This is a genomic window from Actinacidiphila bryophytorum (genome assembly GCF_016916835.1).
GTDB lineage: Bacteria > Actinomycetota > Actinomycetes > Streptomycetales > Streptomycetaceae > Actinacidiphila > Actinacidiphila bryophytorum.
On the sequence record NZ_JAFFIX010000008.1, the window covers coordinates 272838 to 295393 of the forward strand.

Here is a 22556-nt window from a genome sequence, read left to right on the forward strand (position 1 = left end):
CGCCGACGACGAAGTGCGGCAGATCGACGCGATGAACGACTTCGCGCCGCGGAAGCCGGGCGGCGCGGCGCCGCCGCCCGTGGAGGCCGCGGGCGGGGCGGGGCCCATGCCGCCGCGGCGGCGGGACGCCCTGCTGCTGGAAGCCGGGCACGACCTGGCGGAAGCCGAGACGCTGTCCGCCGCCCTCAGGACGGTCACCGGGCTCTTCGCCCCGGACTTCAGCATCGACGGCCTGGTGGTCTTCGGCGTCACCGACAAGTTCCTCAAGGTCATCGGCCAGCACGGCTTCCGCACCGCCGACAACAAACAGGCCTTCCGGATGCCGGCGGAGGCCGGCTTCCCCGCCAACGAGGTGGTCAGGTCGGGGCGGCCGGTCTACCTGGCCTCGGCCCGCCAGTACCGCGAGCGCTTCCCCGAGACCTGGCCGCTGGCCGCAAGGTTCGGCAGGCAGTCCTGGGCCTTCCTGCCGCTGGTGACCTCGGGCCGGATCAGCGCGGTGTGCCTGATGGCCTTCAGCCGCCCGACCGACTTCACCGCCGACGAGCGGGGCCTGCTGACGCTGGCGGCCCGGCTGGTCGCCCAGGCGCTGGAGCGGACCAGGACCAGCACCGCGGAGCTGGCGCTCTCCCGCGGGCTGCGGCGCAGCATGGGTGCGGCCGAGCCCGCGGTGCCGGGGCTGTCGGTCGCGACCCGCTATGTGCCGACCGGCGGCGGCCTGGTGGTGGGCGGCGACTGGTACGACGTGATCAACCTGCCCGGCGGGCGGCTGGCCGTGGTGATCGGCGACGTGCAGGGCCACGACGTGCACGCGGCCGGGCTGATGGCGCAGCTGCGTACCGCCGTGTACGCCTACGCCGCCGAGGGCCACGGACCCGACGCGGTGCTGTCCCGGTCCTCCCGCTTCCTGGCGGCACTGGACGAGGACCGCTTCGCCACCTGCCTGTACATCGAGGCGGAGCCGTCCACCGGGATGCTGCACATCGCCAGGGCCGGGCATCCGCACCCGGTGCTGCGGCTCGCGGACGGCACCTGCATGCTCAAGCACGTCGGCGGCGGGCTGCCGCTCGGCCTGATGCCGGGCACCGAGGACTACCCGGTCACGGACCTGCAGCTGCACCCCGACGAGATCCTGATGCTGTGCACCGACGGGCTGATCGAGACCGGCGGACACGACATGTACAGCGGCTGGATCCGGGTCAGGGACGCGATGTCCCCCGGCTCTGCCGACGACCTGGAGGGCATCGCCGAGCGGCTGATCCGCGCGGTCCACGACCCGCTGCGCCCCGGCGGGCAGGCGGCGGGCGAGGAGCAGCGGCGCGAGCCGGACGCCGCCGGTGTGCGGGCCGACCTGGCGCCGCGCAACGAGGACGACATCGCGCTGCTGCTGCTGCGCCGGGACGCCGGGATGCACCAGCGGGTGGTGCCGGAGCGCAAGCTCGTGCTGACCATCGAGCAGGACCAGGCCGAGGGCCTGTCGGAGGCGCGGGCCGAGCTGCAGGCGCTGCTGCACGACTGGGCGCAGCCCGACCAGGTTGACACCGCGGTGCTGCTGACCTCGGAGCTGGTGGGCAACGTGCTGATGCACACCGACCAGTCGGCGGCGCTGAACGCGTCGCTGACCGGCGAGCCGGGCCGCCGGGTCCTGCGGGTGGAGGTCACCGACAACGGCGACGAGCTGCCGCACCAGCGGACCCCCGGCGAGATGGCCTCGTCGGGCCGCGGTCTGATGCTGCTGGACATCCTGTCCGGGCAGTGGAGCGTACGGCCCGAGTCGGAGGGCAAGACGGTGTGGTTCTCGCTGTGGGAGGACGAGGCGTCGGCCGAGGAGGAGCCGGCCGGCTCGCGGACCGCGCCGCAGCCGCAGGACCCCGGCGCCGGCTGAGAGCGCCGGACCGGGTGCCTTGCGGAGGGAGGGGGTTCAGCTGCCCGGCTTGCCCGAGGCGACCTGCTCCTGCAGCTCCTCGGGCGACAGGTACGCGTCGGTGAACTCGAAGTCGACCAGCGTGGCGGGCTTGCGCGACTGGAAGCCGGTGCGCACGAAGTCGGCGTTGGCCACCGCGTGGAGCAGCCAGTTGGTCATCACCCGGGTCTTGGCGACGTTGGTGCGCAGCGCCGACCAGTGGTAGCCGCGGGCGACGGCCTGGGCGAGCATGCCGCGCAGCTCGATGCCGAACGGCTTGGAGACCGCGTCCCGGCCGCCGAGGTCGACGACCAGGCCCAGGTCCTTGTGCCGGTAGGGCTGCAAGGGCTGGTGCCGGATCGCGGCGATGACGTTGTCCGCGGCCTTCACGCCCTGCCGCATCGCGTGCTGGGCGGTGGGCGGGCAGACCGCACCCTCCTCGCCCTTGGCCAGGTCCGGGACGGCGGCGGCGTCGCCGAGCGCGTAGACCCCGTCGGCGCCGGGCAGCGTCATCTCCGGGGTAACGGCGAGCCGGCCGCGTACGGTCTCCGCGCCGAGGGTGGCGATCAGCGGGCTGGCCACGACGCCCGCGGTCCAGATCAGCGTCCTGGTCGGCACCACCCGGCCGTCGGTGAAGGTGACCTCCTGGGCCGCGGCCTTGGCGATCGACACCCCCAGCGAGATCTCCACACCCCGGTCGGTGAGGATCTTCTGCGCGCTCTGCCCGAGCTTCTCGCCCAGCTCAGGCATCAGCTGCGGTGCGATGTCGATCAGGTGCCACTTGATCAGCCTGGGGTCCAGCCGCGGGTAGCGGTGCAGCGCGGCGGTGGTCAGCTGCTGCAGGCAGGCCGCGGTCTCGGTGCCCGCGTAGCCGCCGCCGACGACCACGAACTGCAGCCGGGAGGCGCGTTCGGCCTCGTCGTGCGAGGCGTCGGCCAGGTCGAGCTGTGCGATCACGTGGTCGCGCAGGTAGGCGGCCTCGGCGAGGGTCTTCATGCCGCGTGCGTGTTCGACCAGGCCGGGGATGTCGAAGGTGCGGGTGATGCTGCCGGGGGCCAGCACGATGTGGTCGTAGGACTCGTTGACGATCTCGTCGGTTATCGTGCGCACCACGCAGACCTTGGCCTTGGTGTCCACGCCGATGGCGCCGCCGGGGATGATCCGGGTGCGGTACTTCTTGCTGCGGCGCAGCGACAGCGCGATCGACTGCGGGGACAGGATGCCGGAGGCGACCTGCGGCAGCAGCGGCAGGTAGAGCTGGTAGGAGAACGGGGTCACCAGGCAGATGTCCGCCTCGTCCCTGCCGAGGGTGCGCTCCAGACGGCGCACACACCCCACCCCGGCGAAACCCGCACCCACCACGAGGATCTTCGGTCGTGCCACGATGTCCGTCCCTTCTGGGGGCTGCCTGCGGTCGACAGGGCGCCTGCCCGCCCGCCGCGGCTTCGCACCTTCTGTCCTACCGCGGGCCCACCCGCCCCGCCAGCGGGGTGGTACGGCCGGGGTCGGTTCCGCCCGCGGCTCGCTAGCATGCTGCTGCTCCCGCACAGTTCGCCCCTTCGCCACCCGGGGTCGCGAACGGCCCCGGTCCCCCCTCCGGAGGTAGACATGCGCAGCACGCACCACCGCTTACGTTCGTTGGGCACCGTCGCCGCCCTCACCCTGCTCGGCGGCTCGCTCGGCCTGTCGTCGGCCGCTGCCGCCCAGGTCTCGCCGCTGCCGATCGGCCCGGGCCAGACCTTCGTCGGGCAGGTCAACGGCGTGACGATCGGCGCGGTCGTCAAGGTCGGCTGCTTCGGCCCGGTGACCCCGACCTCGACCGGGCACCCGGTCGCGGGCCAGACGGTGTCGGTGCAGCTGATCGCGGGCAACGCGCCCGACAAGGCGACCGTCGGCTACACCGGCGACTCCGCCACGCACGACCTGGTCGGCTTCGGCAACCCCACCTCGGCTGCGCCGGCCACCGAGATCAAGGCCTACGGGATCGGCGTGGAGATCCCGGCGACGCTGAACCTGCCCTGCTACGGCACCGGCACCATCGGCTTCATCCCCGCGCCGACCAGTGCCGGTGCGCAGACCGCCACGGTCGACGTCACCTACGTCAGCATCGGGCTCACGCCCGCGGGCTGATCCCCGCTTCCGCGGAGCCGGCCACCCGGCCGCCGTCCTCGTCGCCCGCTGCCGCGCCCGCCGCGCCGGCGGCGGAGCGGGCGACGATGCGGCCGGGGCGGCGGGCGCCGCGCTCCAGCGAGATCGACAGCGCGGCCAGCAGCAGCGCGCCGCCCGCCAGGGACACGCCGACCCAGTTCACCGCGGTGTAGGAGTGTCCCGCGGAGATGACAAGGCCGCCGATCCAGGCCGCGAGCGCGTTCCCGAGGTTGAAGGCGCCGATGTTGACGGCGGAGGCCAGCGTCGGGGCGCCCGCGGCCTGGTCGAGCACCCGCTTCTGCAGCGGCGGGGTGGTCGCGAAGCCGAGGGCGCCGATCGCGAAGACGGTGGCCGCGGCGCCTGCCTTGGAGTGCGCGGTCACCGTGAACAGCGCCAGCACCAGGGCGAGCCCGCCGAGCGCGGCCATCAGCATCGGCATCAGCCGGCGGTCGGCGAGCCGCCCGCCGACCAGGTTGCCCGCGACCATGCCGAGCCCCAGCAGCACCAGCAGCCAGGTCACCGAGCCGTCGGCGTAACCGGTGACGTCGGTCATCATCGGGACCAGGTAGGTGACGGCGGCGAAGACCCCGCCGAAGCCGAGCACGGTCATGCCCATCGCCAGCAGCACCTGGACGTTGCGGAAGACCGCCAGCTCGTGGCGCAGGCTGACGCCCTCGGGCCGCGGCAGGTCAGGGATCAGGCGGGCGACGCCGAGCAGCCCCAGGACGCCGAGCCCCGCGACGATGACGAAGGTGACCCGCCACCCGGCGCCCTGCCCGACCAGGGTGCCCAGCGGGACCCCGACGACGTTGGCGACGGTGAGCCCGGTGAACATCGTCGCGATGGCGCCGGCCCGCTTCGCCGGCGGGACGACCTCGGCGGCGACGACCGAGCCGATGCCGAAGAAGGCGCCGTGGGCGAGCGAGGCGACGATACGGCCGGCCAGCATGACGGCGAAGACGGGGGCGGCGGCCGAGATGAGGTTGCCGACCACGAACAGGCCCATCAGCAGCATCAGCATCCGCCGGCGGGTCACCTTGGTGCCCAGCGCGGTCATCAGGGGGGCACCGACGACGACGCCGAGCGCGTACCCGGTGACCAGCAGGCCCGCGGTCGGCACGGTGACCCCGAAGTCGTCGGCGACCTGCGGCAGCAGCCCGATGATGACGAACTCCGTGGTACCGATCCCGAAGGCCCCGATGGCGAGGGCCAGCAGCGCGAGAGGCATGGGGACACCCTTTCCCGGATGAGTGCACGAGCGCTTTACAAGCGTCGACAATAATTGCACACGCGGGTTATTTGCAAACGCGTTAGAGTGGACGTGCGCCCACGACGGCACCGGGGCCGGGCGCGGACCGCCCGCGACGCGCCAGGAGGACCGATGACCGCCACGGATCCGGCACTGACCGCACTGGCCGACGGCTGGTGCGCGCTGTCCCTGCTGCACGGCCGGATCGAGGCGCACATCGAGCGCGCCCTGCAGGCGGGCCACGGGCTGAGCGTGCGGGAGTTCTCGCTGCTCGACGTGCTCAGCCGGCAGAACGACGGCCCGGGCGGGCGGCTGCAGATGAAGCAGGTCGCCGACGCGGTGGTGCTCAGCCAGTCCGCGACCACCCGGCTGGTCACCCGGCTGGAGGAGCGCGGCCTGCTGTCCCGCTACCTGTGCCCCACCGACCGCCGCGGCATCTACACCGACGTCACCGCCGCAGGCGCCGCCCTGCTGGCCGCGGCCCGCCCCACCAACAACACGGCGCTGCGCGAGGCCCTCGACGCGGCCACCCGCGACCCGCAGCTCGCCCCGCTGGTCACCGCCGTCGAGCAGATCCGCGGCCCGGTCGCGGTGTGAGGCCGCGCAGCCGGCGGTCGAAGAAGGCCCCCAGCAGCGCGCGCTGGTCCCGGACCGCGGCCCGCCGGTCGATCGTGCCGACGTTGGCGGTGACCACCTCGGCGCCCAGGTGCAGCCTGCGGGCGATCTGCGGCAGCAGCGTCTCGGCGTCGGTGAAGGTGGCGTGCTCGGCGCCGGCCAGGCTCACCTCTGCGCGCGGGCCGCGGCTGTGCCGCCACAGCGCATCCCACGAGGGCACCGTGCGGCGGGTGTTGCCGTCCTTGCCCACCAGCAGGAAGGGGCGGTCGAGGCCGCCTTCCGCCACCGGCGAGAGGAATCCGCGGTCGGGGTCGTCCTGCACGTAGGCGATGACGCCGTCGAAGTTCACCCCGGCCGCGATCCGCTCGTCGTCGTACATCGCCTGCAGTGCCGTGAAACCGCCCGCCGAGTGGCCGAACATCCCGACCCGCCCGAAGTCCGGCACCCCGCGCAGCGACCGGGGCAGCACGTGCGGCAGCAGGTCGAGGACGGAGCGGACGTCGGCGGCCCTGACCTGGACCACCTTGCGCAGCAGCGCCGCCACCTTCACCGGGTCCGGGTGCCCGGGGTCGGGCACGGCCCTGGCGAACTCGGCGGGCAGCACGCTGCGTTCGACGCGGCCGCCGGGGAATTCCACGGCTGCCGCGTCGTAGGTGTGGTCCACCGTCAGCACGGCATAGCCGCGGGAGGCCAGGTCGTCGCACAGGGTGCTGTTCAGCGAGCGCGGGTCGCCCGCGCCCGGCGAGTAGAGCACCAGGGGGAAGGGTCCCGCGGCGGGCGGCGCGCCCGCGTGCGCGTGGGTGCGGGTGGCGGCCCAGTCCACCTCGGCGGCCGGCACCCCGGTGTAGCCGGCGAGTTCGGCGAAGCCCGCTGCCTCCCCCGGCAGCATCTGTGGCGCTCCGGGTCCCGGGCCTGCGGCGAGCGCCGGGTAGCGCAGGCTTGCCATCAGCTCGCGGCAGGGCTGCGGCACCCACGGGTCGGGGCGTACGGTGTCGACCAGCCGCAGCGCGGCCGTACCCACCGGGTACGGGCCGCCCGGCGCGGGCAGCCGCAGCGGGCTGGGCTCCGCGGCCCCCGCGGTCGCGGCCGGCAGGGACAGGGCTGCGGCGGCTGCCGACAGGACGGCGGCGCGGCGTGTCTGCAAGGTGGCTCCCGTGGTCCGTGCGAAGGTGACGACCGCTTCATCCTCGCCGCCGTGCGCCGCCTTCCCCATCCGGCTGGCCGGTCGGCCGCCCGGGGGGAAACCCCACTGCCGCACCCGGCGGCAGGCCGCGGCGGCACCCGGCGAGCACCAGGAGGACACCATGCGGATCGCGGTCTTCGGCAGCACCGGCGCCACCGGGCGGCAGGTCGTCGCGCAGGCGCTGGCCGCGGGCCACGAGGTGACCGCCTTCCTGCGCGACGAGACCAAGGCGCCACCAGCACGGGACGGCCTGCGGGTGGTGGCCGGGCAGGTGACGTCGGATCAGGACGCGGTGACCGCGGCGGTGGCCGGCGCCGACGCGGTCGTCAGCGCGCTGGGCGCGGAGCGCAGTTGGCAGGGCCTGCGCGCGCCCTCGGTGATGGCCGAGGCGACCCCGCGGATCGTGCGCGCCATGCAGGAGTCGGGCGTCGACCGCGTGGTGTGGCTGTCCGGGCTCGGCGTCGGCGGCACCCTGGCGCAGGTGCCGGTGCTGCCGCGGCTGAGCTACCGGCCGCTGCGCCGGGTGTACGCGGACAAGGCCGCGGGCGAGGAGCTGCTGCGCCGCAGCCCGCTGGCCTGGACGCTGGTCTACCCGGTGATGCTCACCAACCGCGCCCGCACCGGGCGCTACCGGCACGGCGAGCACCTGGAGCTGCGCGGGGTGCCGACGGTGTCCAGGGCCGACGTCGCCGACTTCATCCTCGGCCGGCTCGCCGCCGGCGACTACCTGCACAAGATCGCGGTCGTCGCCGACTGACCGCCCCGCGGGCGCTGCGGTCGCCGACCGGCCTGCCCGGTACGGGCGTTAGTATCGTCCGGCGCACCGGTGCGGCCCGCACCGCAGGACGGCAGGAAGGCGGCGGCAAACCGCGATGAAGGTGGTGGTCTTCGGTGCCTCGGGCATGGTCGGGCACGGTGTGCTGCGGGCCTGCCTGCTGGACGACGAGGTGACCGAGGTGGTCACCGTCGGGCGCAGCCCGCTGGGGATCGAGCACCCCAAGCTGCGCGAGGTCGCCCACTCCGACTTCACCGACCTCGCGCCGGTCGCCGCCGAGCTGGCCGGCGCCGACGCGTGCTTCTACTGCCTGGGCGTCTCCGCCTCAGGGCACACCGCCGAGGTCTACCGCCGGGTCAGCTACGACTTCCCGCTGGCCGCCGCCCGGCTGCTGTCCGCGGACAATCCCGAGCTGACCTTCACCTACGTCTCCGGTGCCGGCACCGACAGCACGGAGCAGGGCCGGGTGGCCTGGGCCAGGGTCAAGGGCGCCACGGAGAACGCGCTGCTGGCGATGGACATGCGCGCGTACATGTTCCGGCCCGGCTGGATCCGGCCGATGCACGGGGCGGTCTCCCGCACCCGCGCCTACCGGCTCATCTACGCGCTGACCTCGTGGCTGTACCCACTGGCCAACCGCCTGGCCCCCGACCGCCTCACCACCACCGAGGCGCTGGGCCGCTCCATGCTGGGCGTGGTCCGGCTCGAAGGCGCGGGCCCGCACATCCTGTCGCCGCAGGACATCAACAGGCTGGGCGCCGGGGCCTGACCCCGTTCGGCGAGTCGGGCGGACTTCCCGGCCGCGGGACATAGCCGGCGGGTGTTGGGGGCACAAGCAGCGTCATGACCGAGATCGGCCTGCCCAGCGGCATCCGCGCCTGCCTCTTCGACCTCGACGGGGTCCTCACTCCGACGGCGCTGGTGCACGCCGCCGCGTGGAAGGAGACCTTCGACGCCTTCCTGCGCCACCTCGAAGGCCCCGAGTTCCAGCCCTTCGACGCGACCACCGACTACGACGAGTACGTGGACGGCCGCCCGCGGGCCGACGGGGTGCGCACCTTCCTGGCCTCGCGCGGCATCGAGCTGCCCGAGGGCGGCGAGGACGACCCGCCGGACCACGACACCGTGCACGGCCTGGGCAACCGCAAGAACGTCATCGTGCTGGACAAGATCCGCCAGGAGGGCGTCGACCCCTACCCGGGCTCCGTGCGCTACGCCAAGGCGGTCCGTGCCGCGGGGCTGCGCACCGCCGTGGTGTCCTCCAGCGCGAACTGCCGCGACGTGCTGGTGGCCGCGGGCATCGAGCAGCTGATCGACGTGCGGATCGACGGGATCGTGGCCAGGGAGCGCGGCCTGCGCGGCAAACCCAAGCCGGACACGTACCTGGAGGCCGCGAGCGACCTGGGTTTCGGCCCCGGCGAGGCCGCGGTCTTCGAGGACGCCCTGGTCGGCATGGACGCCGGGCGCGCCGGGCGGTTCGGCTACGTCGTCGGCGTGGACCGCGCCGGGCAGGCCGAGGAGCTGCGGCGGCACGGCGCCGACACCGTGGTCGAGGACCTGGGCGACCTGCTGGGGGCCACCGCGTGATCACCGACCCGGCCTTCGAGGTCTCGCCCTGGTCGCTGCGCGAGTCGGAGCTGAACCTGGACCTGCTGCCGCAGAGCGAGTCCGTCTTCGCCCTGTCCAACGGGCACATCGGCTGGCGCGGCAACCTGGACGAGGGCGAGCCCAACGGCCTGCCGGGCACGTATCTCAACGGACTGCACGAGCTGCACCCGCTGCCGTACGCGGAGGCCGGCTACGGCTACCCCGAGTCCGGGCAGACCGTCATCAACGTCACCAACGGCAAGCTGATCCGACTGCTGGTCGACGACGAGCCCTTCGACCTGCGCTACGGCACCGTCCGCCGGCACGAACGCGAACTGGACCTGCGGGCCGGGGTGCTGCGCCGGGTGTGCGAGTGGGTCTCCCCCGCCGGGCGGGCGGTGCGGGTGGTCTCCACCCGGATGGTGTCCTTCCAGCAGCGGGCGGTGGCCGCCATCGCCTACGAGGTCGAGCCGCTGGACGACGAGGTGCGGGTCGTGCTCCAGTCGGAGCTGGCCGCCAACGAGGAGGTGCCCTACTCCCCCGGCGACCCGCGCGTCTCGGCCGCGCTGCAGTCGCCGCTGCGGCCCGAGGAGCACAGCGCCGCCGGGACCCGGCTGCGGCTGGTGCACTCCACCACCCGCAGCCGGCTGCGGCTCGCGGTGGCCGCCGACCACCGCATCGAAGGCCCGGACACCACGCAGGTCTCCGCCGACTCGGGCGACGACGTGAGCCGGCTGACCGTCACCTCGGTGCTGCCCGCGGGCCGCCGGCTGCGGCTGGAGAAGTACGTCGCCTACGGCTGGTCGGCGACGCGCTCGCTGCCCGCGCTGCGCGACCAGGCGGACGCGGCGCTGGTCGGGGCGCGCGACACCGGCTGGCAGGGGCTGCTGGACCAGCAGCGCGCCTACCTCGACGACTTCTGGGAGCGGGCCGACGTCGAGGTGGACGGCGACACCGAGATCCAGCAGGCGGTGCGCTTCGCGCTCTTCCACGTGCTCCAGGTCGGGGCGCGGGCCGAGGAGCGGGCGATCCCCGCCAAGGGCCTGACCGGCTCCGGCTACGACGGCCACACCTTCTGGGACGCCGAGACCTTCGTGCTGCCGCTGCTGTCCTTCACCGCGCCGCGTGCGGCGGCCGAGGTGCTGCGCTGGCGGTACAACATGCTGCCGGCCGCGCAGGACCGGGCGCGCCAACTGGGCCTGGCCGGGGCGGCCTTCCCGTGGCGGACCATCAACGGCGACGAGGCGTCGGGCTACTGGCCGGCCGGCACCGCGGCCTTCCACATCAACGCCGACATCGCCCACGCCGTGGTGCGCTACGTGGCCACCACCGGCGACGAGGTCTTCGAGCGTGACACCGGCCTCGAACTGCTGGTGGAGACCGCGAGGCTGTGGCGTTCGCTGGGCCACCACGACCACGCGGGCGCCTTCCACATCGACGGGGTCACCGGACCGGACGAGTACAGCGCGATCAGCGACGACAACGCCTTCACCAACCTGATGGCGCAGGCCAACCTGACCGCCGCGGCCGACGCGGCGGAAAAGCACCCGCGGCACGCGGCGGCGCTCGGCGTCAGCGACGAGGAGACCGCCGCCTGGCGGGACGCGGCGGCCGCGATGACCCTGCCGTACAACGCCGACCTGGGGGTGCACGAGCAGTCCGCGGGCTACACCAAGCACCAGGCCTGGGACTTCGCCGGCACCCCCGAGGACCACTTCCCGCTGATGCTGCACTACCCGTACTTCGACCTCTACCGCAAGCAGGTGGTCAAGCAGGCCGACCTGGTGCTGGCGATGTACCTGTGCGGCCACGCCTTCACGCACGAGCAGAAGGCCCGCAACTTCGCCTACTACGAGCCGCTCACCGTCCGCGACTCCTCGCTGTCCGCCTACTGCCAGTCGGTGATCGCCTCCGAGGTCGGGCATCTGCAGCTGGCCTACGACTACCTCGGCGAGTCCGCGATGATCGACCTGGAGGACCTGGAGAACAACGCGCGCGACGGGCTGCACATCGCTGCGCTGGCCGGCACCTGGACCGCGCTGGTGGCCGGCTTCGGCGGGATGCGGATCGTGGACGGCGGCTCCATCAGCTTCGCGCCCAGACTGCCCGAGGCGCTCAGCCGGATCGCCTTCCGGCTGCTCTTCCGCGGCCGGCGGCTGCGGGTGGAGGTCGGCAGCAAGACCGCGACCTACACGCTGGCCGCCGGCGAGCCGCTGGAGATCCGGCACTACGACCAGCCGGTGAAGCTCAGCACGGAAAGGCCGGTCGTGCGCGACCTGCCCGAGGTCAACCACCGCCCGGCGCCCGCGCAACCGCCGGGCCGCACACCGCTGCACCGCCCGCACCACCTCAAGTAGCCGCTGCCGCCGCCCCCGGCGAAGCCGTGACGCGGGGCGGCCCCGGCTGACAGACTGACCGAGTGCGCGACTTCGACATACTGGTGATCGGTTCGGGCCCTGGCGGGCAGAAGGCGGCCATCGCGGCGGCCAAACTCGGACGGCGGGCGGCCTTGGTGGATCGCGCCGACCGGCTCGGCGGGGTGTCGCTGCACACCGGCACCATCCCGTCCAAGACGCTGCGCGAGGCGGTGCTCTACCTCACCGGCCTCAACCAGCGGGACCTGTACGGGCAGAGCTACCGGCTCAAGGAGGACATCACCGTCGCCGACCTGACGGCCAGGACCCAGCACGTGGTCGGCCGCGAGGTGGACGTGGTCCGCAGCCAGCTGTCCCGCAACCGGATCACGGTGCTGGACGGCACCGGGCGCTTCCTGGACGAGCACACCGTGGCCGTCACCGACGCGGGCGGCCAGGAGCGGGTGGTCACGGCCGACAACATCGTCATCGCCACCGGCACCCGGCCCGCCCGGCCGGCCAGCGTCGAGTTCGACGACCGCACGGTGATGGACTCCGACAGCGTCCTGAACATGGAGCGGGTGCCGCGCTCGATGGTGATCGTCGGGGCCGGGGTGATCGGCATGGAGTACGCCTCGATGTTCGCCGCCCTGGGCAGCCGGATCACGGTGGTCGAACAGCGCGACGCCATGCTGGACTTCTGCGACGCGGAGATCGTCGAGGCGCTCAGGTACCACCTGCGGGACCTGGCGGTGACCTTCCGCTTCGGCGAGACGGTGGCCGCCGTCGAACGGCACGAGCACGGCACCCTGACGGTGCTGGCCAGCGGCAAGAAGATCGCCGCCGACGCGGTCATGTACTCGGCGGGGCGGCAGGGGCTCACCGACGGGCTCGGCCTGGACAGGGCGGGCCTGACCGCGGACAAGCGCGGCCGGATCGCGGTGGACGGCTCGTACCGCACCGCGGTCCCGCACATCTACGCGGTCGGCGACGTCATAGGCTTCCCCGCGCTCGCCGCGACGTCGATGGAGCAGGGCCGCAGCGCCGCCTACCACGCCTTCGGCGAGCCGTCGCACGGGCTGCAGGACCTGCAGCCGATCGGCATCTACACCATCCCGGAGATCAGCTTCATCGGGCAGACCGAGGACCAGCTCACCGACGCCTCCGTGCCCTTCGAGGTGGGTGTCTCGCGCTACCGCGAGCTGGCCCGCGGCCAGATCATCGGCGACGCGCACGGCATGCTCAAGCTGCTGGTCTCGCCGTCGGACCGCAAGCTGCTCGGCGTGCACTGCTTCGGCACCGGCGCGACGGAGCTGATCCACATCGGGCATGCCGTGATGGGCTGCGGCGGCACCGTGGACTACCTGGTGGACGCGGTCTTCAACTACCCGACGCTGGCCGAGTCGTACAAGGTCGCGGCGCTGGACGTGACCAACCGGATCCGGCAGATCGACCGGCTCGGCGACTGAGCCGCGGCAGCGGCGGGCGGGCACCCGAACTCCCGTTCACGACGGGGGCATTGACAACAAGCACCGCGGTGCCAAATATGGGAGCGCTCCCACGCGCGTGCCACCCCCCACATCCCGCCTCGCGAAGGTGAGAACTTCCGTGCGCCCAGGCACCTCGTTCAGCTCCGCCCCCCTGCGCAGACGGCTCGCCGCCTGCGCCTCCGCCGTGGCGCTCGGCGCCGCACTGCTGGCCGGCGGCGGAACCGCCCTGGCCGACGACCCCGGCGACCCGGCCGGCTCCGCGGTGGACGTCACGGTCAACGCCGCCGAGGGCCAGGGCACCATCCCCGGCACCGCCTACGGCCTCAACAGCGCGGTGTGGGACTCCCAGATGAACGTCCCCGAGGTCCAGAACCTGCTGTCGGCGGCGAACATCGGCATGATGCGCTACCCCGGCGGCTCGTACGGCGACATCTACCACTGGCAGGACAACACCGCACCCGGCGGCTACGTGGCACCCGGCACCGACTTCGACGCCTTCATGGGCACCGTCAAGAAGATCGGCGCGCAGCCCATCCTGATCGCCAACTACGGCTCCGGCACCCCGCAGGAGGCCGCCGACTGGGTGCGCTACGCCAACATCACCCAGCACTACGGCGCCAAGTACTGGGAGGTCGGCAACGAGCTGTACGGGAACGGCCACTACGGCAGCGGCTGGGAGACCGACAACCACGCCGACAAGTCCCCCACGGCCTACGGCACCAACGTCGTCGACTACGCCACGGCCATGAAGGCGGTGGACCCCTCGGTGAAGATCGGCGCGGTCCTGACGCTGCCGGGCAACTGGCCCGACGGGGTGATGGGGTCGGGCGAGACCGCCGACTGGAACCACACGGTCATCCCGCTGATCGCCGGCAAGGCCGACTTCGTCATCGTCCACTGGTACCCGGGCGGCTCCGACGCGGCGGGCATGCTCAACACGCCCTCCCAGCTGGCCGGTGAACTGGCCCAGCTGCACGACCAGTTGAACGAGGCCGGCGTGGGGGACATGCCGATCGCGCTGACCGAGCTGAACTCCAACGTCTTCGAGGACACCCAGCCCAACGCGCTCTTCGGCGCCGACGCCTATCTGACCGCGCTGCAGAACGGCGTCTTCACCGTCGACTGGTGGGACACCCACAACGGCCCGGGCGCGATCAGCACCGCGCCCGACGGCGCCACCGACTACAACGACTACGGCATCCTCTCCAGCGGCACCTGCGTCGGCACGGTGTGCGAACCGCCGCTGAACACCCCCTTCGCGCCCTACCACGCCATCTCGATGCTCAGCCATCTCGGAAAGCCCGGCGACCAGATGGTCGACGCGCAGAGCGGCAGCCAGCTGGTGTCCGCGCACGCGGTGCACCGGGCCAACGGCGACCTGAGCGTGATGCTGATCAACAAGGACCCGGCCAACTCGCAGACCGTCGCGCTGCATTACGCCGGCTTCACCGCCGACGGCTCCACGGCGACCGTGGACACCTTCCGCGACCAGGCCTCGTCCATCGACAGCACGACAGCGGCCGACACCGGCAGCTGGACCGTACCGCCGTACTCGATCACCACGGTCACCGTGCACCCCAAGTCCGGTACCTCCTCGGCGCTCAGCGCCCCCGGCGCCCCGAAGGTCACCGCGGCAGGTGCCACCAGCGCCACCGTGAGCTGGTCGCCGTCCACCGGCGGCAAGGTCGACCGCTACGAGGTCTACCGGCAGATCGACGGCCGCAGCGAGCTGCTGGCCACCAGCACCGGCACCTCGGCTACCGTGCCCAACCTGACCCCGGGCAGCACCTTCACCTGGAACGTGCTCGCCAGGGACTCCCTCGGCCGGCTCTCCCGGCCCTCCGACCCGGTCACGGTACGCACCGGGACCCCGCAGGACGCGCCCTGCAAGGTCTCCTACGACCTGACGGCCGGCTGGGGCAACGGCTTCAACGCCAACGTGACAGTCACCAACACCAGCCCCAACCCGATCACCGGCTGGACCCTGGCCTTCTCCTTCCCCAGCAGCGGCGAGTCGGTCAGCGGCTACTGGAACGCCAACCTCAGCACCCAGGGCACCCACGTGGTGGCGACCCCGGTGGACTGGAACGGCAACCTGGCCGCGAACGGTGGCAACTCGGCGACCTTCGGCTTCACCGGCGCCAACAGCGGCGCCTACATGCCGCCGACGGTCTTCACCCTCAACGGGGCGGTCTGCACGACCCTGTGAGCTGCGGGTGCGCTCCCGTGGCCACCGGACCGTGACCGCACCCGCCACGACCGCCTGCCGCACCCGGCGCCTGTCAGGGGCGCCGGGCGCGGCAGGCCCGTCTCAGGGCCGCGCGCCCGGCACCTGCCGGGTCGCGGTCCAGTGCAGCAGCTCGTCCGCGCTCCAGGCGGTGAGGATCCGCCCGGCAGGGATGCCGGCCTCCTCTGCGCGGGCGCAGCCGTGGATCTGCCAGTCGAGCTGGCCGGGCGCGTGCGCGTCGCTGTCGATCGAGAAGAGGGTGCCGGCGTCCCTGGCCAGTGCCAGCAGCCGGCGCGGCGGGTCCAGCCGCTTGGGGCTGCTGTTGATCTCCACCGCCGTACCGGCCTCGGCGCACGCGGCGAAGACGGCGGCGGCGTCGTACGTCGACTCGGGGCGCTTGCGGTCGCCGATGAGCCGCCCAGTGCAGTGCCCGAGCACGTCGACCAGCGGGTTGCCGACCGCGGCCAGCAGCCGGCGGGTGAAGGCCGGGGCGGCCATCCGCAGCTCCGAGTGGGCCGAGGCGACGACGACGTCGAGCCGGTCGAGCAGCTCGTCCTCCTGGTCGAGCGAGCCGTCGGGCAGGATGTCGCACTCGATGCCGGTGAGCAGCCGGAAGGGCGCCAGGCGCACGTTCAGCTCCGCGACGACGTCCAGCTGGCGGCGCAGCCGGCCCGCGGTCAGGCCGTGGGCGATCCGCAGCCGCGGCGAGTGGTCGGTGAGCACCGCCCACTCGTGCCCGGCGTCCCGGGCCGCCAGCGCCATCGCCTCGATCGGGCTGCCGCCGTCCGACCAGTCCGAGTGCAGGTGGCAGTCCCCGCGCAGCGCCGCCCGCAAGGTGCTGCCGCCCTCGGTGAGCGGGCCGCCGCTGTCCCTCTCCAGGTCCGCCAGATAGGCGGGGGTGCGCCCGGCGCCGGCTTCCGCGAGGACCTTGCCGGTGGTCGAGCCGATGCCCTTGAGGTCGGTGAAGCGGCCGGCCGCCGCCCGCCGCTCCAGCTCCGCGGGCGGCAGCGCGGACAGCACCGCGGCGGCGTTGCGGAAGGCCCGGATGCGGTAGACGGGCGCGTCGGCGCGCTCCAGCAGGAAGGCGATCCGCTCCAGTGCCTCGATCGGCTCCATGCACAGCCGTTTCCCGGCCGGGCGTGCCGCGTAACAGGTGCGGCGTCCGGGTCACACGTTCGCGGCGGTCACACGTTCGGTACGTGCAGCGCGTCCCACGTCTCGCGCCCCGGCGGCCACTTCAGGGCGGAGCCGGTCCAGCCCTTGTGGTGGTCGGTGTTGTACTTGCGCTGCCACGCCTCGTAGGAGGCGACGTCACCCGAGCCGATGACGTCCTTGTTGGCGGTGCTGGTGTAGTGGTTGCAGCCGACCGCGACCAGCCGCTCGTGCATGGCGGCCACGATCGGGGAGCGGCGTCCCACGGTGAACCATCCCGCACCCGGGAAGGGCTCGTAGTGCGGTGCCGCGCCCCTGCCCGCCCAGGTGCGCAGGGTGCCGGGGCCTGCGAAGTTCCCGACGTTGCGGTCCAGGCCGCCCGCCGAGCTGTACTGGTGGAAGAGCCAAGGGTGCTCGACCCGCGGGTGGCCCTCGGGCGCCGAGGGGTCGGCGATCCACAGGCCGTCGGCGCAGAAGGAGGTGCTGTCGCGGTGCAGCCAGAAGTCCCGGTTGCAGTACAGCACCACCCGGTGCTCCGGCGCCTTGGCCTGGACGTGCCGCAGCCAGGCGTCCTTGTCGGCGCCCGGCACCCCGGTGTCCTCCCAGTCGAAGGCCAGCACGTCGCCGGCCTTCGCGCCGGCGTGCGCGAGGAAGTAGTCGGCCTGCGCGGACATCGAACCGGGCCTGGCGAAGTGGTAGTGGCCCACGACCAGGCCGTGCGCCCGGGCGGTGGCGACCTGGGCGGCGTGCTTGGGGTTGGCGTAGCTGCTGCCCTCGGTGGCCTTGACGAACACGAAGTCCAGGCCGCTGGTGCTGTAGTCGCCGCTCTGGTAGGAGGCGACATCGATTCCGTGAACCGTCACGGCGGTCCTCTCAGTGCACGGGGCCGACGTCGAAGGTGTCGCCGCAGACGACCGGGTTCGACGTGGCGAGGGTCATGGAGTCGGTCGATCCCGGCGGGTAGACCATGATCAGGGTGGGCTTGCGCCAGCAGCTGTCGCCCTTCACGCCCTGGTTGAGGGTGTGCAGGTCGGCCTCCACGGTCTGGCCCGGTGTGATGCGGACAGCAGCCGGCTTGACGCGCGTACGGTCTGCGGGCCTGCCGATGACGCTGCCGTCGCCGCGCAGCAGCGACACGCCCGGGAAGCCGTCGAGGGTGCAGGCGTGCGAGGTGGTGTTGGTGAAGTCCAGCGGGTAGTAGACGTTGCCCGCTCCCGGGTCGCCGCGGCCCAGGGTCATCTTCAGCCCGGTGACGGTGCAGCGGCTGCTGCCGGCCGCCTGCGGGGGCGCCGCCTTGGTGGTGGTGGCGGGCGGTGCGGCGGCCGGCCCGGTGGTGGCGGGTGCGGGCGGCTGCGTACCGGCCGGTGCGGTGCCGGTGGCGCCGTTGGCCGAGTCGCCCGAGCCGTCGGAGGTGGCGGCCGCCGGCGAGGAGGGCGCCCCGCTGGCACCGGCGGAGGAGCCGGACGCGGCGCCGTCGCCGCAGCCGACGGCGGCCACGGACAGCAGTGCCGCGGCCGCCGCGGCGAGGAGGGTCCCGCGGTGCCGCGCCCGGTGCGGGCCGGCGGTCGCGGGGCGGTGAGACGAGATAGGCATAACTCTCGATTGCTCGCCGGCGGCCGGTTTCGAACCTGTGCAGGCCGGATTGTTGCTGTCTCGGCACATTGTCACCGCAGGGAACACCGGAATCAGCACACCCATACGACACGGGAACGGATGTGCGTGCCCGTCAGTCGCGCGGGTCGCCGTCGTCGGCGCGCTTGCCGCCTTCCGGGGTGTGGCCACCGGGCTCGTCCGATCCGTCCGTTCCCTCTTCTCCGTCCGCTCCGTCTGTCCCTTCGTCACCTGCCGCGCGGTGGCGGCGGACCTGCCAGGCCACCACCGCGGCCACCACCACCACCGCGACGACGACGGCCACCGCCGTGCCCGCGGTCTTCTCGACCTGCTTGTAGGCGGTGCCCGCGAAGTACCCCAGCAGGGTGAAGCCGACGCCCCACACCAGCCCGCCCAGCGCGTTGAAGAGCAGGAACGTCGGGTACGGCATCCGGGAGATACCGGCCAGCGCCGGCATCAGGGCGCGGAAGAAGGCGATGAAGCGGCCGAGGAAGACCGCAGCGGGGCCGCGCCTGCGGATGAACTCCTGGGCCTGCCCGATCCGCTGCTGGTGGCCGCGCAGCGCCTTGGTCTCCAGGATCCGCGGGCCGAAGCGCCGGCCGACCTCGTAACCGACCGAGTCCCCCGCAATGGCCGCGAGCACGACCGTGGCGCACAGCCAGTAGACCGACACCCTGCCCTGTCCCGCGATGACCCCGCCGAGCACCGCCGCCGTCTCGCCGGGCAGGACGAAGCCGAAGAAGAGCGCGTCCTCGCAGAAGACGAGGGCCGCCACGATCGCGTAGACCGCGGCGCCCGAGGAGTTCGCGAGCCAGTCGGTGATGGAGTGCATGAGCCGAGCCTTCCCGCTGTTCCGCGTCCCGCACGGCAATCCGCCCGGTGACGCGCCCGGCGGTGCGCACGATGCGGCCGAGCGGGTGCCCGGGGGTCAGGTGCGCCGGTAGACGTCCAGGTAGCTGGGGAAGACGCCGCCTGGGCCTTCCACCGTCTCCGCCGCCAGCACGGCGTGCCGCACCGCGCGGGTCAGGGCGTCGGCGCCCGCCGCGAGCACCGCGTCCAGCGCGCCCGCCTCGACGTGCACCCCGAAGGCCGGGTCGGCCGGCGCGCTCCCGTCCTGCGGTACGAGCGGGCGGCGGCCGGTGGACATCGCGAAGACCGTGTCGCCGTCGGAGAGCAGATGGACGGGCCGCACCGCGCGGGCCAGCCCGTCGTGCGCGCTGCCCGCGAGCTTGTGCGCCTGGGCGCGGGTCAGTACGGCGTCGGTGGCGACGACGGCCAGCGTGGTGTTCAGCGGCCTCGCCGGGTGCTCCTGCGCCGCGGCCAGCCGCGCCCGCGCTCTTTCCAGCGCCTCGGGCGGCAGGGGTCCGCCGAGCGGAGAGCGTACGCCGCCCGGTCCGCCGTCCTGCGGGTGCACGCGCCCCTGCGGACCGGCCCACAGCGCGCCGGTGTCCGGGTCGACCACCGAGCCCGAGGCGTTGACCACCGCCAGCGCCGCCACCGTGGCGCCCGACGGCAGGACCAGGCTCGCGGTGCCCACACCGCCCTTGAGGTCGCCGGCCACCGCCCCCGTCCCTGCGCCGACGCTGCCCTGCGCGACCTGTGCACCCTCCCCGGTCGCCGCCGCGGCCTCCACCGCGGCCCGGCCGAGCGCGGGTCCGGGCCGCGCGCCCCAGTCGCCGCCGCGGCCGAGGTCGAACAGCGCGGCAGCCGGCACCACCGGCACGACCTGCCCGGGGCCGCCGACGGGGAAGCCCCTGCCCTGCTCCTCCAGCCAGACCGCCACGCCCGAGGCCGCGTCCAGGCCGTAGGCGCTGCCCCCGGTCAGCACGACCGCCTCGACCCGCGGGACGAGGTTGCGCGGGTCGAGCGCGTCGGTCTCCCGGGTGCCGGGGCCGCCGCCGCGGACGTCGACCGCGGTGACCGCGCCGCCCGGCGGGGCCAGCACGACGGTCACCCCGGTCAGCCAGCCCCCGCCGGCCTTGCCCGCGTGGCCGACCCGCAGCCCTGCCACGTCGGTCAGCGCGTCGGCCGCGCCCCGCCTCACCTGGTCGTCCACCGCACCGCCGCCTTCGCCTCGCCCCCGGTCCAGTCTGCGCCCGGGGGTGCGGGTCAGGGCTGGAGGCGCGAGTGAGCGGCGGCGTCCTCCCCGGCTTCCAGCAGGTTGGCGGCGGCGCCGACGATCAGCGGGTCGGGGGTGCCGACCACCTCGTCGTCGCGGTCGGTGTAGTCGAAGCGGGCCAGGACGCTGCGCATGGCCTCGACCCTGGCGCGCTTCTTGTCGTTGCTCTTGACCACCGTCCAGGGCGCGTACTCGGTGTCGGTGTCGTGGAACATCGCGACCTTCGCCCGGGTGTAGTCGTCCCACCGGTCGAGCGAGGCGAGGTCCATCGGGCTGAGCTTCCACTGCCGCACCGGGTCGACCTGCCGGATGGTGAAGCGGGTGCGCTGCTCGTCGCGCGAGACCGAGAACCAGAACTTCACCAGGGCGATGCCCTCGTCGACCAGCATCCGCTCGAAGCCCGGGGCCTGCCGCATGAAACGGCGGTACTCGTCGTCGCTGCAGAAGCCCATGACCCGCTCGACGCCTGCCCGGTTGTACCAGGACCGGTCGAAGAGCACGATCTCGCCGGCGGTGGGCAGATGGGCGACGTAGCGCTGGAAGTACCACTGCCCGCTCTCCCGCTCGGTGGGCTTCTCCAGCGCCACCACCCGGGCGCCGCGCGGGTTGAGGTGCTCGATGAAGCGCTTGATCGTGCCGCCCTTGCCCGCCGCGTCCCGGCCCTCGAAGACGATGACGACGCGCTGCCCGGTCTCCTTGACCCAGCTCTGCAGCTTGAGCAGTTCGATCTGCTGCAGCCGCTTGTGCACCTCGTACTCGGGGCGCTCCATCCGGGCGTCGTAGGGGTAGTTCTCCCGCCAGGTGTCCACCACGGTGCCGTCCGGCCGCACCAGGACCGGGTCGTCCTGGTCGGTGTAGTCGACCCGCAGCCCCGCAAGCAGTGCCGATCCGGTGTCCGTGCTCGCCATGGTCACTCCCTTTCGCCGTCCGGCCGTCAGTGGAACTGCGGAATGATCAGGTACAGCCCGTCATGTCCTGTGCGCTCACGCACCGGCGCCGGCAGTCACCGGGCGTACGGAGGTGGTCCTGGCGTTGTTCACATCGTCGGCGTGGACGGGGTCGCGGCGCGACAGCACCACGATGATGCCCGCGACCGCCACCGCGGCCGGCGCGCCCACTCCCGCCGCGGCCGGCGGCGTCACCAGCAAGGCCAGTGCCACAAGGAAGGTGATGTGGTCCATCGCCCCAGGTAAGCAGCGCTTCGCGTACGGCCGGGTAAGAGCGTGTGAAGCCCGGGTACGGACAGAGGACGACTGTGGTCCGGGTCACACACCGTCCCCTCTTCCTGTCACCGCGCCTCCGCGAGCCGGACCGCGTCGGGGCCGGCGGGGAAGCGCAGTTGGCCGGTCGTGTCGTGGACGGCACGCCACACCGTCTCGGCGACGTCGCTCTCCCGGGTGAACTCCGCCTGGCGGGAGACGCCGTCCATGGCGTCCTTCGCGAAGGCCGCGTAGGGCGCGGGGACCAGGTCCTCCAGCGGCCCGCCGCCCAGTGCCGTCGCTGCGAAGTTCGTCGTCAGGCAGGCGCCGGGCTCGACCGTCCTGGCCCGCACGCCGAACGGCGCGAGTTCGAGGGCGAGGGAGGAGGTGAAGCCCTCGACGGCCGCCTTGCTCGCCTTGTAGACGGCCGTGAGCGGCATGTGCCCGAGCACCACGCTGGAGGTCACGTTCACCACCACGCCGGAGCCGCGCTCGCGGAACTGCCCCAGAACCGCCTGTGTCACCGCCATCACGCCGAAGGTGTTGGTCTCGAAGACCTCCCGCACCCGGGCCATGGGGGTGCCCTCGAAGACGCCCATCTCGGGCACACCCGCGTTGTTGACCAGGGCGTCCACGGGTCCCGCGGCCTCGAAGGCGGCGGTGATGCTCTCCGGCTGCGTCACGTCGAGTGCGAGGACGCGGAGCCGATCGGAGACGGGAAGGAGGTCCGGGCGCGGGGTCCGCATCGTGGCGACGACGTTCCACCCCTGCGCGTGGAAGTGGCGGGCGGTCTCGCGCCCGTAGCCGGACGAGGTGCCGGTGATCAGGACGGTCTTCATGTCGTGCCCCTTTGCGATGCCGTGGGATTCCTACCGGCGGCCAAGGCCCGCGGACGGGCCGGCGGGCAGGCACTTTCCTGCTCCGCCCGAGAGCCGGTAAATCCCATT

The 22556-nt window shown here is 73.2% G+C and carries 20 protein-coding genes; 9 read left to right on the forward strand and 11 right to left on the reverse strand.

Annotation, left to right across the window (positions count from 1 at the left end; genetic code table 11):
* Nucleotides 1-31 precede the first annotated feature (31 nt).
* Entirely contained in the window at nucleotides 32-1882 is a 1851-nt protein-coding gene (locus JT723_RS15020) for an ATP-binding SpoIIE family protein phosphatase (protein WP_205045099.1), read from the forward strand.
* A 36-nt stretch (nucleotides 1883-1918) separates the two neighbouring features.
* On the opposite strand, the gene JT723_RS15025 is transcribed toward JT723_RS15020, so the two are convergent.
* A complete protein-coding gene (locus JT723_RS15025; RefSeq protein ID WP_205045100.1) occupies nucleotides 1919-3283 on the reverse strand; it encodes an NAD(P)/FAD-dependent oxidoreductase in 1365 nt (454 codons plus the stop codon).
* A gap of 225 nt (nucleotides 3284-3508) precedes the next feature.
* Here JT723_RS15025 and JT723_RS15030 point away from each other — a divergent pair, with 225 nt between their 5' ends.
* Nucleotides 3509-4030, forward strand: coding sequence for a hypothetical protein (locus JT723_RS15030; protein ID WP_205045101.1), 522 nt, complete (start codon nucleotides 3509-3511; stop codon nucleotides 4028-4030).
* On the opposite strand, the gene JT723_RS15035 is transcribed toward JT723_RS15030, so the two are convergent.
* Nucleotides 4014-5276, reverse strand: a complete 1263-nt coding sequence (locus JT723_RS15035) for an MFS transporter (protein ID WP_205045102.1) — start codon at nucleotides 5274-5276, stop codon at nucleotides 4014-4016. The two genes, JT723_RS15030 and JT723_RS15035, sit on opposite strands and share 17 nt — an antisense overlap.
* 153 nt (nucleotides 5277-5429) lie before the next feature.
* Here JT723_RS15035 and JT723_RS15040 point away from each other — a divergent pair, with 153 nt between their 5' ends.
* Nucleotides 5430-5894 carry a MarR family winged helix-turn-helix transcriptional regulator gene (locus tag JT723_RS15040; protein ID WP_205045103.1) on the forward strand — a complete coding sequence of 155 codons (465 nt, stop codon included), beginning with the start codon at nucleotides 5430-5432 and terminating at the stop codon, nucleotides 5892-5894.
* Here the strand turns inward: JT723_RS15040 and JT723_RS15045 are convergent.
* On the reverse strand, nucleotides 5854-7056 hold the full coding sequence (locus JT723_RS15045; RefSeq protein ID WP_205045104.1) for an alpha/beta hydrolase family protein: 1203 nt from the start codon (nucleotides 7054-7056) through the stop codon (nucleotides 5854-5856). The genes JT723_RS15040 and JT723_RS15045 overlap by 41 nt on opposite strands.
* Nucleotides 7057-7066: 10 nt before the next feature.
* On the opposite strand from JT723_RS15045, the gene JT723_RS15050 reads away from it, so the two are divergent.
* The 6 genes from JT723_RS15050 (at nucleotide 7067) to JT723_RS15075 (ending at nucleotide 15510) form a co-directional block, all read left to right on the forward strand.
* A complete protein-coding gene (locus JT723_RS15050; protein WP_205045105.1) occupies nucleotides 7067-7852 on the forward strand; it encodes an NAD(P)-dependent oxidoreductase in 786 nt (261 codons plus the stop codon).
* A 115-nt stretch (nucleotides 7853-7967) separates the two neighbouring features.
* Complete coding sequence (locus JT723_RS15055; RefSeq protein ID WP_205045106.1) at nucleotides 7968-8639, forward strand: Rossmann-fold NAD(P)-binding domain-containing protein; 672 nt, start codon at nucleotides 7968-7970, stop codon at nucleotides 8637-8639.
* A gap of 74 nt (nucleotides 8640-8713) precedes the next feature.
* Entirely contained in the window at nucleotides 8714-9457 is a 744-nt protein-coding gene (locus JT723_RS15060) for an HAD family hydrolase (RefSeq protein WP_205045107.1), read from the forward strand.
* Nucleotides 9454-11814, forward strand: a complete 2361-nt coding sequence (locus tag JT723_RS15065; RefSeq protein ID WP_205045108.1) for a glycoside hydrolase family 65 protein — start codon at nucleotides 9454-9456, stop codon at nucleotides 11812-11814. The genes JT723_RS15060 and JT723_RS15065 overlap by 4 nt, the downstream gene beginning before the upstream one ends.
* A gap of 62 nt (nucleotides 11815-11876) precedes the next feature.
* Entirely contained in the window at nucleotides 11877-13280 is a 1404-nt protein-coding gene (sthA, locus tag JT723_RS15070) for a Si-specific NAD(P)(+) transhydrogenase (protein WP_205045109.1), read from the forward strand.
* A gap of 139 nt (nucleotides 13281-13419) precedes the next feature.
* Nucleotides 13420-15510, forward strand: coding sequence for a cellulose binding domain-containing protein (locus tag JT723_RS15075; RefSeq protein WP_251513164.1), 2091 nt, complete (start codon nucleotides 13420-13422; stop codon nucleotides 15508-15510).
* A 102-nt stretch (nucleotides 15511-15612) separates the two neighbouring features.
* Here JT723_RS15075 and JT723_RS15080 read toward each other — a convergent pair whose 3' ends face one another.
* The 8 genes from JT723_RS15080 to JT723_RS15115 form a co-directional block, all read right to left on the reverse strand.
* Nucleotides 15613-16644, reverse strand: a complete 1032-nt coding sequence (locus JT723_RS15080; RefSeq protein ID WP_205045111.1) for a PHP domain-containing protein — start codon at nucleotides 16642-16644, stop codon at nucleotides 15613-15615.
* A gap of 68 nt (nucleotides 16645-16712) precedes the next feature.
* A complete protein-coding gene (locus JT723_RS36140) occupies nucleotides 16713-17543 on the reverse strand; it encodes a GH25 family lysozyme (RefSeq protein ID WP_205045112.1) in 831 nt (276 codons plus the stop codon).
* A 10-nt stretch (nucleotides 17544-17553) separates the two neighbouring features.
* Nucleotides 17554-18273 carry a DUF4232 domain-containing protein gene (locus tag JT723_RS15090; protein WP_205045113.1) on the reverse strand — a complete coding sequence of 240 codons (720 nt, stop codon included), beginning with the start codon at nucleotides 18271-18273 and terminating at the stop codon, nucleotides 17554-17556.
* A 133-nt stretch (nucleotides 18274-18406) separates the two neighbouring features.
* Nucleotides 18407-19123, reverse strand: a complete 717-nt coding sequence (locus tag JT723_RS15095; protein WP_206247536.1) for a DedA family protein — start codon at nucleotides 19121-19123, stop codon at nucleotides 18407-18409.
* Between the two features lie 96 nt (nucleotides 19124-19219).
* Nucleotides 19220-20347 carry a P1 family peptidase gene (locus tag JT723_RS15100; RefSeq protein ID WP_205045114.1) on the reverse strand — a complete coding sequence of 376 codons (1128 nt, stop codon included), beginning with the start codon at nucleotides 20345-20347 and terminating at the stop codon, nucleotides 19220-19222.
* 53 nt (nucleotides 20348-20400) lie between these two features.
* Nucleotides 20401-21318, reverse strand: coding sequence for a polyphosphate kinase 2 (gene ppk2 / locus JT723_RS15105; protein ID WP_205045115.1), 918 nt, complete (start codon nucleotides 21316-21318; stop codon nucleotides 20401-20403).
* Nucleotides 21319-21393: 75 nt separating this feature from the next.
* Nucleotides 21394-21591 carry a hypothetical protein gene (locus JT723_RS15110; protein ID WP_205045116.1) on the reverse strand — a complete coding sequence of 66 codons (198 nt, stop codon included), beginning with the start codon at nucleotides 21589-21591 and terminating at the stop codon, nucleotides 21394-21396.
* A gap of 107 nt (nucleotides 21592-21698) precedes the next feature.
* On the reverse strand, nucleotides 21699-22448 hold the full coding sequence (locus JT723_RS15115; RefSeq protein ID WP_205045117.1) for an SDR family oxidoreductase: 750 nt from the start codon (nucleotides 22446-22448) through the stop codon (nucleotides 21699-21701).
* Nucleotides 22449-22556 lie beyond the last annotated feature (108 nt).

Coding starts and splice junctions, on each gene's coding strand:
- JT723_RS15020 (WP_205045099.1), top strand. CDS start 32: ATGAACGACTTCGCGCCGCGGAAGCCGGGCGGCGCGGCGCCGCCGCCC.
- JT723_RS15030 (WP_205045101.1), top strand. CDS start 3,509: ATGCGCAGCACGCACCACCGCTTACGTTCGTTGGGCACCGTCGCCGCC.
- JT723_RS15035 (WP_205045102.1), bottom strand. CDS start 5,276: ATGCCTCTCGCGCTGCTGGCCCTCGCCATCGGGGCCTTCGGGATCGGT.
- JT723_RS15040 (WP_205045103.1), top strand. CDS start 5,430: ATGACCGCCACGGATCCGGCACTGACCGCACTGGCCGACGGCTGGTGC.
- JT723_RS15055 (WP_205045106.1), top strand. CDS start 7,968: ATGAAGGTGGTGGTCTTCGGTGCCTCGGGCATGGTCGGGCACGGTGTG.
- JT723_RS15060 (WP_205045107.1), top strand. CDS start 8,714: ATGACCGAGATCGGCCTGCCCAGCGGCATCCGCGCCTGCCTCTTCGAC.
- JT723_RS15080 (WP_205045111.1), bottom strand. CDS start 16,644: ATGGAGCCGATCGAGGCACTGGAGCGGATCGCCTTCCTGCTGGAGCGC.
- JT723_RS15090 (WP_205045113.1), bottom strand. CDS start 18,273: ATGCCTATCTCGTCTCACCGCCCCGCGACCGCCGGCCCGCACCGGGCG.
- JT723_RS15095 (WP_206247536.1), bottom strand. CDS start 19,123: ATGCACTCCATCACCGACTGGCTCGCGAACTCCTCGGGCGCCGCGGTC.
- ppk2 (WP_205045115.1), bottom strand. CDS start 21,318: ATGGCGAGCACGGACACCGGATCGGCACTGCTTGCGGGGCTGCGGGTC.
- JT723_RS15110 (WP_205045116.1), bottom strand. CDS start 21,591: ATGGACCACATCACCTTCCTTGTGGCACTGGCCTTGCTGGTGACGCCG.
- JT723_RS15115 (WP_205045117.1), bottom strand. CDS start 22,448: ATGAAGACCGTCCTGATCACCGGCACCTCGTCCGGCTACGGGCGCGAG.